At 48.2% G+C, this 13006-nt stretch carries 10 protein-coding genes and 1 riboswitch; of the genes, 3 read left to right on the top strand and 7 right to left on the bottom strand.

Features of this window, described 5'->3' with window-relative positions:
- Positions 1 to 75 precede the first annotated feature (75 nt).
- The 3 genes from WAO38_RS03705 to WAO38_RS03695 all read left to right on the top strand — a co-directional run bounded on the left by WAO38_RS03705 (position 76) and on the right by WAO38_RS03695 (position 4231).
- Positions 76 to 1512: a diguanylate cyclase gene (locus WAO38_RS03705; RefSeq protein WP_422234476.1), complete on the top strand. Its 1437-nt coding sequence runs from the start codon at positions 76 to 78 to the stop codon at positions 1510 to 1512.
- Between the two features lie 142 nt (positions 1513 to 1654).
- Positions 1655 to 2695: a hypothetical protein gene (locus WAO38_RS03700; protein ID WP_422234474.1), complete on the top strand. Its 1041-nt coding sequence runs from the start codon at positions 1655 to 1657 to the stop codon at positions 2693 to 2695.
- A 178-nt stretch (positions 2696 to 2873) separates the two neighbouring features.
- A riboswitch (guanidine-I (ykkC/yxkD leader) is annotated at positions 2874 to 2966 on the top strand.
- Between the two features lie 47 nt (positions 2967 to 3013).
- Positions 3014 to 4231, top strand: coding sequence for a hypothetical protein (locus WAO38_RS03695; RefSeq protein ID WP_422234472.1), 1218 nt, complete (start codon positions 3014 to 3016; stop codon positions 4229 to 4231).
- Between the two features lie 244 nt (positions 4232 to 4475).
- Here WAO38_RS03695 and atzF read toward each other — a convergent pair whose 3' ends face one another.
- The 7 genes from atzF to WAO38_RS03660 form a co-directional block, all read right to left on the bottom strand.
- Positions 4476 to 6227, bottom strand: coding sequence for an allophanate hydrolase (atzF, locus tag WAO38_RS03690; protein ID WP_422234470.1), 1752 nt, complete (start codon positions 6225 to 6227; stop codon positions 4476 to 4478).
- Complete coding sequence (locus WAO38_RS03685) at positions 6224 to 6565, bottom strand: DMT family transporter (RefSeq protein ID WP_299924756.1); 342 nt, start codon at positions 6563 to 6565, stop codon at positions 6224 to 6226. Before WAO38_RS03685 ends, atzF begins: the two co-directional genes overlap by 4 nt.
- Complete coding sequence (uca, locus tag WAO38_RS03680) at positions 6562 to 10164, bottom strand: urea carboxylase (protein WP_422234468.1); 3603 nt, start codon at positions 10162 to 10164, stop codon at positions 6562 to 6564. Before uca ends, WAO38_RS03685 begins: the two co-directional genes overlap by 4 nt.
- Positions 10165 to 10199: 35 nt before the next feature.
- Entirely contained in the window at positions 10200 to 10841 is a 642-nt protein-coding gene (locus WAO38_RS03675) for an urea amidolyase associated protein UAAP2 (RefSeq protein ID WP_422234466.1), read from the bottom strand.
- Complete coding sequence (locus WAO38_RS03670; RefSeq protein WP_422234464.1) at positions 10834 to 11598, bottom strand: urea amidolyase associated protein UAAP1; 765 nt, start codon at positions 11596 to 11598, stop codon at positions 10834 to 10836. Before WAO38_RS03670 ends, WAO38_RS03675 begins: the two co-directional genes overlap by 8 nt.
- On the bottom strand, positions 11567 to 12343 hold the full coding sequence (locus WAO38_RS03665; protein ID WP_422234462.1) for an ABC transporter ATP-binding protein: 777 nt from the start codon (positions 12341 to 12343) through the stop codon (positions 11567 to 11569). The genes WAO38_RS03670 and WAO38_RS03665 overlap by 32 nt, the downstream gene beginning before the upstream one ends.
- Positions 12343 to 13006: ABC transporter permease (locus WAO38_RS03660; protein WP_422234460.1), on the bottom strand; the 664-nt coding region annotated here is incomplete at its 5' end. The genes WAO38_RS03660 and WAO38_RS03665, both read right to left, overlap by 1 nt.

The following is a 13006-nucleotide window of genomic DNA, read 5'->3' as shown; positions in this document are numbered from 1 at the left end:
GTTTTACGTATATCCAAACGAATTGTCTTTCTATTATTGACACTCATCAGTTGTATTACCGCCATATTTTTATATATGGGCCATTTACAGTATGTTTTAGTTTTAGATACTGTGGTCAGCGAAGAAAAAAATATCGCTTCCAAGATTTATACCAATACGTTTAAACTGGTAACCGAACACTACGAATCGGTTGCCAACAGTATTTTACTGAATGACGAGACGATCGATGCATTTGAAAAAGGTGACCGGGAGAAGCTTTTAAAGCTGACCCTTCCCATCTATGAAAAGCTTCGCACCCAAAATCCCTATCTTAAAATCATGCATTTCCACACCACAAAAAGCCGCAGTTTTCTGAGAGTCCATCAGCCGGACAAGTTCGGCGATGATCTCAGCAGTTTTCGTCATATCATCAATAAAGTCAATACCGACAAGACAAAACAGATCGGTATGGAAGTCGGGCGCTACGGGATCAATTATCGGGTAGCCGTGCCGGTTTTCAATCACCAAGGTACCCATATCGGGTCATTTGAGTTCGGTATCGATGTAGATTATATTTTAAATATTTTTCATAATGACTATAGAATCGAAAGTATCGTTTTTCTAAACAAAGACGTCTTTAAAATCATTCATGAAAACAACAAAGATATTAAATACAAATCATTTTCCAAAAAGTATTATGTTTTGGAACCCGAAGAGACCCCGATAAGCAATATGATGACATCCGCCGTACTCTCTGAAAAATATTCTTTTATTACTTACAAAGGTTCCAAATATTTGGTCTTTGCGGTTACCGATATGAAAAGTGTGATGGGAGAAGATATCGGAAAAATCGTCTTTGTAAAAAATATGGATACCTATTCGTCGCAAATTGCCTTAATCCGAGACGTATCGATCGCGTTAGGGTTAACGCTTATTCTATTGTCTTTTTATTTAGTCCGAAAAATATTTAATTACTACATGCATTCTGTCAATAATTATCAAAGCCAACTGGAGATCAAAAACCGAAGTCTTTCCAAATTAAGCAATATTGATCATTTGACCAGAATTTATAACCGACGATCGATCGAAAGAGCTTTAAGCAAAGAGCTGAGCCGTGCCAAACGCTATTCCAAACCGCTTTCAATCATCATTCTGGACATAGACAATTTCAAAAAAATCAATGATACCTACGGACACAATGCCGGAGATAAAGTCCTAAAGCATATGGCAAAAATGGTTTCAGCAATGATCAGAGAATCCGATTATTTCGGACGATGGGGCGGTGAAGAATTTTTGCTGATCGCGACCGAAACATCCATCAAAGAAGCATTAATCATTGCTGAACAAATCAGATTGGCCATAGAAAATCACCATTTCACGGAGCCGGAGAAGGTGACGTGCAGTATCGGAATCGCGCAATTTTATAACCACGACAGTGTCACGTCTTTGGTTGCCCATGCGGACAGCGCCCTCTATCTGGCAAAAAACAAAGGAAAAAATAGAGTTGAAAAGTATGATGAAACTATAGACTGATCCAACGCTTCATCCCCGGAACCTCTTTCCTTTCAGCCGCCTCTGATACAAGTATACGTCTGCCCTCACACAAGCTAAGCTATAATTCGTTTATCAGAAGAGTCTGCTCTTCACCGCCTATACCGTTTATCGAGGAATAATAATGAATGACAATGTGTACGCTTTGCAGGTTCCGGAAAGCTTAGTATCAACAGCCGAGCAGCACTTGGCAGGGCTTTTAAGCATGGTATTCAATCATACGGACAAAGAGCGTGCGGTCATCGTGTATGACACCGGATGTCTGATCTCAACTATTTTAACCGAAGCATATAAGCGTTGTTTGCCGGAGGCTCTTTTTATCGATTTTAATCAGCAGACACCCGAAGAGATACGGGGAATTCTCAATTCGCTGCACCCGTCAGATTTCGTAGCGTTGGTCCAATCCAAAAGTTTTCGCCTGGATGCTTTTCGCCTGCGCGTCGAATTGTTCAAACTCAAATTAAAAGTCATCGAGCATCCCCATCTCAGCCGTATGTCCGATGATGAGGCACCCTACTATATCGATTCTCTCGCGTATGACGCTGAGTATTACCGCAGAGTCGGACGTGAACTCAAATCTAAAATCGATGCCGCATCTTCAGGGGTATTGGATACCGGAGGCGATCTTTTAATGTACGATTCACCGTTTGAATCGGCCAAACTCAATATTGGAGATTACACCGGAATGAACAATATGGGCGGTCAGTTTCCGCTGGGCGAAGTCTTTACCGAAGCCCAAGATCTAAGAGCCGTCCATGGACGCGTCAAGATCTTTTGTTTCGGTGACGTAACGTATAAAATAAATACCCCAAAAATACCTATCACCCTGGTCATAGAACACGGCCAAGTCATAGCATGTGAGAATTCAACCCCGGATTTTGACCAGATCATTTCCAATATACGCAGAGATGAAGGCGTCGTGTGGATACGGGAACTCGGTTTTGGATTAAACAGAGCCTTTAGCAAGACACGGACGGTCGCCGATACGGGTACCTATGAGCGCATGTGCGGAGTTCATATATCTTTGGGCGCCAAACACGGCACCTACGGTAAACCCGGTTTCAAACGCAGAGACGGAATATACCATGTCGACGTTTTTGCCGATACCCACACTTTTTCACTGGGATCTGAAGTCGTCTATCAAGACGGTGCCTGGATTGTTTGATCCGAAAGAAAAGTGCCGCTGTCGGCATATACAGGGAAATACTTTCCCTTTTTAGAATTTTATTTTCACCTCTAAACTGCTTAAAAATTAATCTCTTTTCGTTCTTTTGATGATCATAATTCCACTATAATTTTTGCATGTAGAAAATTCGGGGGGAATGTATCTCCCAATATTGTCAATAAATGGATGCTAGGGTTCCGACTGAAAAGTGCTGGTCCGAGAGCATCCGGCCTCGTAAGCGGCTACACGGAGGGATAAAAGCCCGGGAGAAAGAGATACTTCTCCCAGTTTTTTCTCAATAACCGTTTAGGAGTCATTATGAAAGTCACAAAAATAAGTTTATTGGCGTCATTGTTGTTATGTACGTCTTCTTTTGCTGTCGAAAATATCGAAGTTGCCGGTGCCGGTAAATTCTTTTACGGTACGGTGGATGGATCACCGGATGGGACAAATCGCCCTGACCTTTTTGACAAAGAGGGTGCATTCGCTCAATTTGGGCTTGATTTGAGTGTCAGCGCCGATCTGGGAGCGGGATTCAAAGGAAAAATCGCCGGTACCGGATTAGCCACGGCGAATATGGGCGGAAATATCGCCAATGCGCCATGGGCAACCGGAATGATGGGAAGCCAAGTCTGGCTGAGCGAAGTGTATGTCAGTAAAAATGTATTGGATAAAACAGCCCTAACATTGGGACGCCAGAGCCTTGATACCCCTTTTGCTTTTAGCGAAGCCTGGAACATCGCGTCCAATACGTTTGATGCGGTTGTCATCGAAAATACCGATTTGTCGGATACGACACTTGTCGGAGCCTATATCGACCAAGGCAACGGCGTTAATGGATTTGCATCCGTCAATCCGGCTATCAGAGACTCAGGAAGATTAAAAAACCCATTCAATAAATTTTATGAAGGGGCCTATGTCGCAGGTGCCAAAAACAAATCTTTGAGCGCAACCGAACTGCAAGCATGGTTCTATGAACTCAAAAATACGGCTAAAGCATACTGGGTTCAGGGAGATACCGAATATTCCGGAATGACTTTCGGTGCTCAGGCGGCCGTGTTGAATCTGGATAATACGCTCGATACATCGGACAATTCGAAAGCTTTTGCCGCTAAAATCGGCTACAGCGCCATTGAAAACCTCACGTTAAGCGCCGCTGTTTCCCAAACGGATAAAGACGGATCGGCAAACTTTCAAATCGCCAACTTGGCTACCGGCGGGAGCGGCGGTGCACAATCAAAACTCTATACCGAAGCATGGTGGAATTTCGGATATGTAGGCGCAGCCGGTACGACCGCCTATAATGTGACCGCTCTTTACAGTATTCCTGATATCGTTGATCTTGGATTCTTTTATACGGACGTTGACCAACGTGCGGCAAACGGCGATAATGATATGCGTGAATATACGGCAACTGCGGCTAAATCTTTCGGTTCACTCGATACAAGCCTCGCTTACGTCTATTCCAAAGCCAATGATTATAACGACGCTAAATACTACAATAACGTTCAAGTTTATCTCACGTATAAATTTTGATCGACCTCTTCAGACCGCTTCGGCGGTCATCCGGTTAACTTCCACTCCCTCTTTTATCGTATTCACCGTGAAACTGATCGGGACATCCCCTCTGCCTGATACCAAAATTACCGGATGAGTATGTCTGTATATTTTAAAAACAGAGATGAAATGAAGTTGAAGAGTGTTGCAAGACAGAGTGTAATTAAGCAGTTGCAGCAGGCTGCAAAACGAACCTGCTGTTGGGAATCATGGAGAGGTTTTGCTATTGATTCAAATAGTTTCTCCATCCGCCTAATGCAGTGATCTCTTTTGCCCCGTCAACTGCATATCCCTCGCACAGAAATCCTTTGACGACTTTGCCATCGGCCAAGATCAGACTTCCCAGTGCCAGCGGCGGCGGAACGCCGTTAAAAAACGACCCGAACGCTTCGGAGGGGATTTCCCAAAGCTCTACTTCAATGTGTGAGCCCCCTTCTCGTACATGGATCAGACCGGGACGCGGCGGTGTAAAACTTTCCAGTGCAAAAAAGCGATACTGCGGGGCGGTGGAAGATTTCTTCACCATTTTCGCTCCCCGATCGGTCAATTCATGATTCAGCGGAAGGCCGGACATATGTGCGCCGCAAACGGCCAAAACAACCGTTTGCGGCTGAGATACTTTGATAAGGCCGCTTGGGTATTCCGAAGCGGTATGCAGTTTTGCACCGATGCTTAAAAGCGAATGTTCATTCCAGGCTTCAGCGGCAAGGGTCACCCCAAACGGCAATCCCTCAGGGGTAAATCCGGCAGGAACGGCACACGCGCTCAGATCAAGAAGATTCATAAAATTGGTGTAATACCCGAGGTTTGTGTTCAGTGCCAGAGGCTGTTCGCGAATTTCATCACGACGGTAGATTGTTCCGGCCGTCGGGGTCACGATTATATCGACCGCGGCCATGATCCGATCACTCAATTGCTTGAGTTCGCTGAGGCGGTAGAACCCTTCAAACGCGTCCATTGCGCTCGGTTTGGCACCGGAAAGGATAATCCCTCGCGTCACATCCAGCATCGCATCACTCTGTGTTTGTGCAAATTCTTTGATTCCGCAGTAGCGTTCAGCGATCCACGGCCCGTGATAGAGCAGTTTTGCACACTCAATAAAAGGGGAAAAATCGATCTCGCATCGAATCCCCCCTAACGATTCGAGTTTTGCAACACTCTCCCAAAAGAGAGATTCATACGCACGGTTCCCGAAAAATTCCAGTTGATCCGCTCCCGGTATCCCGAAACGAAACGTTCCGCCGAAAGGTTTGACGCCACTTTTCGGACGCGAAAAGGAATCCTCGTCATCAACGATACTGCACAAATCATAAACCCGCTCGGCATCTTCACAGTTTTGTGCAAATATAGCGACACAATCGAGACTTTTGCACGCGGGAACAACGCCCCGAATACTCAGTGCCCCCCGTGTCGGTTTTAATCCGACGATGTTTCCGAACGCGGCAGGGACACGCCCTGAACCTGCCGTATCGGTCCCCAGTGAAAAAGGGACGATTCCCGCAGTCACGGCCAACGCCGATCCGGAGCTCGACCCTCCGGAGATGTAATCGGGATCAAACAGGTTAATCCCCTCCCCATAAGGGCTTCGTGTCCCGACGAGTCCTGAGGCAAACTGGTCCAGATTAGTCTTTCCGATCGGGATTGCTCCGGCTTGGATCAACTGTTCAACCACAAACGCATGTTCGCTCGGGAGGTAGGAAAATTCTGCACACCCCGCCGTTGTGTTCATCCCCGCGACGTCAATGTTGTCTTTGACGGCAAAAGGGACACCGTACAACGGCAATGAGCCGGGATCGCACACTTCCAAGCGGAGAAAATACGGCTCCAAAAATAATGCATCCGCTTTGGTGATCCATATGTTCTTGTCGTCATAGAGTTTTGAATCTTTAAGACAATTTTGTATCACTTCTCTGACGGAACGGCCTTCTACCCGATACTGATGCAGATAATCACCTATCGTTTTTAATTGACTCATCCTAACCCTCCTTGTGAACTGCGTTCTGCAAAATGAAGTCCCACGACTCCGAGTCCGATCAGCGCGATACTCGCCAGTTTGATCGGGTTGGAAGATTCACTGAAATAGGCAATCCCTATCACGGTCACCATCACCGTCCCCGCACCCGTCCAGATCGCATAGACCGTACTCATCTCAATTTTTTTCATCACAAACGGCATTAAGACGAATGCCATCGCATAAAAGACAAATATCATAACCGTCGGAAAAATCTTCTGCATCCCGTCGGAAAGTTTCATCGACGTCGTCCCCGCGACTTCCAGTAAAATGGCCAAAGCCAATAAAATCCAGCTGTTCATCCTACTTCCTCTGTTTGGATAATGATGAGACTGTTTCCCGTATGTACGGTATCGCCCTGTGCGCATAAAATCTGTACGACTTCGCCATTGACGGGAGACTCGATCATCACTTCCGATTTCATTGCCTCAATGACGACAAGGGTATCCCCTTCCATCACACGGTCGCCGACTTTGACCGAAATTTCCCATACATTGCCCGAGAGAAAACTCGAAACAGCTTCACACCCTGCAGGAACTTCCGCGAAATCGCTCTCATCATTCGTTTCGAGTGTTTCGCTCACATAGGCCGAAATCCCCGATGCTTCCCAACGTTCGCGTTCTTCCTTGAAGGACTCTTGCTGAACGTTTTTAAAGGCGGCGATCGATTCGCTGTTCGCTTCCAAAAATCCGAGATACTCCGCCAAAGAGAACTCTCCCTCTTCGATTCTTAAAGAGAAGGTCCCGTTGATAAAGTCTTTTCTCATTTGGGCGAGTTCGTCTTGGGCGACCGGATAGAAACGGATACGGTCGAAAAATTCCAATAGCCACGGTTTCCCCGGTTTAAAATCAGTCGTCGATTTATACCGGTTCCACATCTGTACGGTCCGTCCGACGAACTGGTATCCGCCGGGCCCTTCCATACCGTAAACACACATATAGGTACCGCCGATTCCTACCGCATTTTCCGGTGTCCAGGTACGGGCCGGATTGTATTTGGTCGTCACCAGGCGGTGACGAGGATCGACAGGAACCGCGACCGGAGCCCCCAGATAGACATCTCCGAGTCCCATAATGAGATATTCCGCCTCAAAGAGGATGTTTTGGACATCTTGGATACTTTCCAGTCCGTTCATCCGTCGGATAAACTCGATGTTGCTCGGACACCACGGCGCATCGTTACGAACCGACTGCATGTACTTCTCAATCGCCAGTTTCGTCAAGGGATCATCCCACGAAAGCGGAAGGTAGACCGTGCGGCTTGGAACGATGATATCCCGGGTAGCCGGCATCTGTGAAAGTTCACCCTTGATTCGAGTCAACAACTCGTTCAGAGGGAGCTTCTGGCTGTCGTAGTGAACCTGCAGCGATCTGATCCCCGGAGTCAAGTCTATCAATCGGGTATCTTCCGCGGCTTTGAGACGGCGCATCAGTTCATGCACTTGAAAACGCAGCGTCAGATCAAGTTCCATAGGACCAAATTCGATCAGAATGTTATGATCCCCTGACAAACGGACCCGAACCGTATCATGGCGATCATTTTCAGCAATTTCCGCTACGATCGGATCGACAATCGTTGACGCCGGTAGAGTCGGCAATGACCCTGCCAGTGTTGCAATCTTATCTTCTAGCTCACGCTCCATTAAAACGGCATCATCATACGCCATTGGCACAAATCTAACTCTGTCTTTTGGACCCAACTGCCCCATTTTCCACAATTCCGCACCGATAATCGTCACCGGACAGACAAAACCGCCCAGACTTGGGCCGTCAGGACCTAAAATGACCGGCATATCTCCCGTAAAATCAACCGTTCCGATCGCGTAGGCATTATCATGCAGATTGGAAGGGTGCAACCCCGCCTCTCCGCCGTCTTCTCTCGCCCAAAGCGGTTTAGGACCGATGAGACGGATTCCCGTACGGTTTGAGTTATAGTGCACTTCCCAATCGGTTGCAAAGAAGGTCTCGATGTATTCCTCTTTAAAAAAATCAGGCGCTCCGTGTGGTCCGTAAATAACACCGATTTTCCACTCTTTGGCCATTTGCGGGCGCAGTGCGGCATCAAGGACTGCCGGAGTTTTCTCCGTGTCACTGCCATGCGTGCTCAGCTGATCGCCGATCTGCAAGATACGCCCGCCATGACCGCCGAACTCACCCAGGGTAAATGTCGCCGTGCTTCCAAGATATTCCGGCACATTAAATCCGCCGTCAATCAGCAAATAGGTACGGGCACCCTCTCCCTCGATGATCCCCATTTTCAGGATATCGCCCTCAGAAATATCGATCGTTTCCCAGTAAGGTACCTCTGCGCCGTTTAGCTGAGCTTTCATCACGGCCCCTGCAAGGACGATCCGTGTCGCGTAATGGAATTTCAGCGTCGATCCCGTCACCGTCATTTCGAGGCCGGGAGCTTTTTCATCATTCCCCAGGAGGCGATTTCCCAAACGAAAGGAGAGTGAGTCCATCGGACCTGAGGGCGGTACACCGATGTCCCAGTATCCGATCCGTCCGGGAGCCGATTGGACCGTAGTATGGGTCCCCGGTTTGATCACTTCGACGATATCAGGCGAATAGCTGAGGCTCCCCAGATACTTCGTCGTCTGCTCCCCTTTTGCAAAGACCTCCTGTCCCAATACAAAATCCAGATACCCGAGATTCGTCACGATCCCGTACAGGGTCGTTGCTCGTAGCGCCGACATCATCGATTCGATCGCTTCGGTACGTGTGGACGCATGTACGATGAGCTTGGCGATCATCGGATCGTAATACGGGGAGATGGCGCTTCCGCGTTCGATCCATGTTTCGCAGCGTACCCCCTCAGGCCATACCACTTCGCTCAAAATTCCGGAACTGGGCTGGAAGTTTTTCAGCGGATCTTCCGCATAAACACGGACTTGAATCGAGTGGCCGTTTGGCTCAAAATGTTTCGTCAGGGTATCACCCAGTTCTCCGGCGGCTTCGAGAATCATCCACTCGACCAGATCCACACCGTAGATCTCTTCCGTTACCCCATGCTCGACCTGTAAGCGTGTATTGACTTCGAGGAAATAAAATTTGTCTTCCGTCGTGTCATAGACAAACTCGACCGTCCCCGCGGATTTGTACGATGCGGATCGTGCCAGATTCACCGCAGCACTGCGCAATGCCGTTCTGATCTCTTCGGATAATCCCGGTGCCGGCGTCTCTTCGATCACTTTTTGGTTACGGCGCTGGAGCGAACAGTCGCGTTCTCCCAATGCGATCACATCCCCTTTCCCGTCACCGAAGATCTGTACTTCGATATGGCGGGCGGATGCTACGAATTTTTCGAGGTAGATTCCCCCTTGAGAAAAATTGCTTTTGCTGAGACGTCCAACCGATTCAAATCCGTTTTCGAGCTCATCGGCGCTGTAGCACAGCTGCATCCCGATTCCGCCGCCGCCGGCAGTGCTTTTGAGCATTACCGGATAGCCGATCGTTTCGGCCGCGTTCAGAGCCTCTTGGACGTTTTCGAGCAGTTCCGTTCCCGGCAGCAGCGGAACGTTTTGGGCTTTTGCCATGGAACGCGCCGTATGTTTAAGACCGAATTCTTCCATATGCAGAGGTGTAGGACCGATAAAAGCGATCCCCTCTTCCGCACATCGGCGTGCAAATGCCGCGTTTTCACTCAAAAAGCCGTACCCGGGATGAATTGCTTCCGCTCCGGTATCCTTTGCCGCCTGAATGATTTTATCAACATCCAAATAGCTCTCTTTGGCTGGCGGTTCACCCAAACATACCGATTCATCGGCCATCATCACATGAAGCGATCCGTCGTCGGCATGCGAATAGACCGCAACCGAACCGATCTGCATTTTTTTAAGCGTACGGATGATGCGGCATGCAATCTCCCCACGGTTGGCAATCAGTACTTTGGCAAACATTTTTTTTCCTCACATGAAAAATTTATCAATTCGTATCAAACAGGTTTATATATACTCAATCGAACAGGACTCGGATTAAAGGCATTGCACGGGTTATTCAATTGCGGGCAATTGGAGATCAAAACCAAGGTATCCATCAGGGCAAACAGCTCGATCGTACTTCCCGGACTCGATATCCCATCGATAATCGCCAATGTCCCGTCTGCTTCGACCGGAACATTCATGAAAAAATTGATATTGCTGACCAGATCACGCTTGTCCATCCCCATCTGTCCCAAGGCCAAAAGGTAATTATCCCGGCATGAATGCATATCGAGTTTGTCCAGCGCATAGCGTACGGTATTGCTCTCGGCACTGCATGCGCCGCCCAGCGTATCGTGACGCCCGCAGGTATCACTGATCACTTTCATCATCGTATTTCCCAGATTGGAAACCAATTCTGTCCCGGTTTCGACAAAGATATTTTTTTGGCGTACGATCGTTTGCGGAGCGCTGTAGCGTTCCGTGACGTCGTTAGCATTGTAAAAAAGGGTATCCACCGCCTGGCATCCTTCCAAATCGACAATGCGTAATACTTCTCCCGCTTTGACAACACGGTACCACGGTTCTCCGGCAGGGATTGTTTCATCATAGACAGGTTCGTTCAGGGTCAAACCGACCGTAATCATCTCAGACATTTTTGCCCCCTTGGATAAACTGTTTCATATAGTTTTTGGTATTTACAAATGCACGCTCGCTTCGTTCCGAGTCGATCACACACATGTCATCGGCTGCCACCTCTTCGCCCTGATACACGATCAGATTGACCGGTTTGACATCGTACGTTTCATTGGTGCTCAACACATGCACCGTATTTGAAAGGATGACCAAGACATCCATCTCGGCACGCAGTTCGATAAAACTTCCCGCAGGTACCGTCTCCTCACGAAAAATCAATTCTCCGCGTTCTCCTATCTTCGCATCGGCGAAAAGGTTGAGACACGGCATGATATCGCGGCGTCCCATCCCGTATTTTCCGACTTCCACGAGAAAATTATCAAAATCGTTTTTGTAATAGCAGTTACGCTTGGCCTGATAGTTTCCGAGTCCGCAAAGTTTTTCGACATCGGCTGCCATGGTGTAGCCGCATACCGTATCGTGCGTTTCACAGCTGTCAGCAACAATCGACATCAAAATACGCCCCATATCCGAATAGAGCGCTTTGCCCTCTTTGAGATAGGCGTTGTATTGAATCTTGACCGTATCGGCAGCGTTATACCGTTCTGTCCGTTCATGCACATTATAAAAAAGTGCCGAAAGACCGCTTGTCCCTTCCGTATTCACGATTCGCAGAACCTGTCCTTTTCGGATAATTTTGCTCCAGCGTCCGCCTCCGACGAGTACTTCATCAAAGAGGACGGTCTCAGCTAATAGTGGTTTCATATTTTTCGACATACTCTTCTCCTTTATTATTTCGTTTATTTTTATCCAGTTTAATATCATTGACGACTGTCGCACCGTAGGCATTCGGCGCCTGCGGATCATGTCGGACTTTATCAAAGACCAGCAACCGCGTCCCCAGTTCAAAAGCCTCTTTCACGTCGTGCGTAACCATAAAAGCGGTCAGCCCGTATGTTTTCCATAACCCCCGGACAAGCTCTTGCATATCTGCTCTGCTTCCGGGATCCAATGCGCCGAACGGTTCATCCAGCAGCAAAATCTTAGGTTTTTTGACCAACGCCTGCGCGATGGAGAGACGCTGCTGCATTCCGCCGGAGAGCTCGGATGGATATTTGAGCGCCGATTGCTCCAATCCGACCGACTCCAGCATTGCCATCGCTTCCTCTTTGATTCTGCGGCGCGTGCTGCCGAAGACTTTGCCCAGCAGCGGAGAGTGTTCCATCTCCAGCCCCAACATCACATTTTCCAATGCTCTCAAATGCGGAAACAGGGTGTATTTTTGGAATACAACCCCACGGTCGCTCCCCGGCTCTGAGGAGAGCGGTTCCCCCTCCAGCAGAATCGTTCCCCGCGATGGAGTATCCTGTCCCAACAACATCCGTAAAAAGGTACTTTTCCCGCATCCGGATGGTCCGATCAGAGTACAGAACTCCCCTTTCTCGATCGTAAAGTTGAGTTTTTCTAGAATGACATTGTCATCGTACGTTTTCCATACATTGCGTATTTGCAGATAACTCATCACTTCTCCTTCCGATACCATGGAAATGCTTTACGGATAATCACTGCGAGTATCCAGTCCATCAAAAATGCCAACAGCGTAATCCATGCGACATACGGCAAGATCACATCCATCTCCATATAACGGCGCATCAAAAAGATCCGATAGCCCAACCCTTCCGATGAAGCTATCGCTTCCGCCGTGATCAGGAAAAGCCATGCCGATCCCAAAGAGAGCCTTAAAGCATCCAAAAGGCGAGGCATGACATGCGGCAAGACCACACGTACAATAATCTGCCATGTCGATGCCCCAAGCGTTTGCACTTTGATCAACAGCTCTTCGGAGAGTTCCATAGAACGCTGCTGCGTATCACGGATCAAGAACGGAGCGACTCCGATCGCGATCAGCGCCACTTTTGCCGATTCTTCCATTCCGAACAATACTAACAAAATAGGCAATATCGCAATCGGCGGTATCAACGATACTGCTGCTGAAAACGGTGAAAGAAGTGCGCGAAACAGCGGCAGCGTCCCCTGCACTATCCCCAAAACCAAACCGATGGCAGCCGCGATTCCCAGACCCTTTGCGATCCGGCTAAGGCTTGCTACCGTATCGGTGTACAAAATCGGCTCTTCCGTCAGTTCGTCCGGCTCCATCACCATCGTTTTGATGGCATCTCCGAGT

The organism is Sulfuricurvum sp., from assembly GCF_049277495.1.
GTDB lineage: Bacteria > Campylobacterota > Campylobacteria > Campylobacterales > Sulfurimonadaceae > Sulfuricurvum.
The sequence above is the reverse complement of the archived record's forward strand: the minus strand, read 5'-3'. Positions and strand labels throughout refer to the sequence as shown.

Excerpts from the sequence above, each read along its gene's own strand:
- WAO38_RS03695 (WP_422234472.1), top strand. The coding sequence starts at position 3,014 with ATGAAAGTCACAAAAATAAGTTTATTGGCGTCATTGTTGTTATGTACG.
- atzF (WP_422234470.1), bottom strand. The coding sequence starts at position 6,227 with ATGAGTCAATTAAAAACGATAGGTGATTATCTGCATCAGTATCGGGTA.
- WAO38_RS03675 (WP_422234466.1), bottom strand. The coding sequence starts at position 10,841 with ATGTCTGAGATGATTACGGTCGGTTTGACCCTGAACGAACCTGTCTAT.
- WAO38_RS03685 (WP_299924756.1), bottom strand. The coding sequence starts at position 6,565 with ATGAACAGCTGGATTTTATTGGCTTTGGCCATTTTACTGGAAGTCGCG.
- WAO38_RS03705 (WP_422234476.1), top strand. The coding sequence starts at position 76 with ATGGGCCATTTACAGTATGTTTTAGTTTTAGATACTGTGGTCAGCGAA.
- WAO38_RS03670 (WP_422234464.1), bottom strand. The coding sequence starts at position 11,598 with ATGTCGAAAAATATGAAACCACTATTAGCTGAGACCGTCCTCTTTGAT.
- WAO38_RS03665 (WP_422234462.1), bottom strand. The coding sequence starts at position 12,343 with ATGAGTTATCTGCAAATACGCAATGTATGGAAAACGTACGATGACAAT.
- uca (WP_422234468.1), bottom strand. The coding sequence starts at position 10,164 with ATGTTTGCCAAAGTACTGATTGCCAACCGTGGGGAGATTGCATGCCGC.
- WAO38_RS03700 (WP_422234474.1), top strand. The coding sequence starts at position 1,655 with ATGAATGACAATGTGTACGCTTTGCAGGTTCCGGAAAGCTTAGTATCA.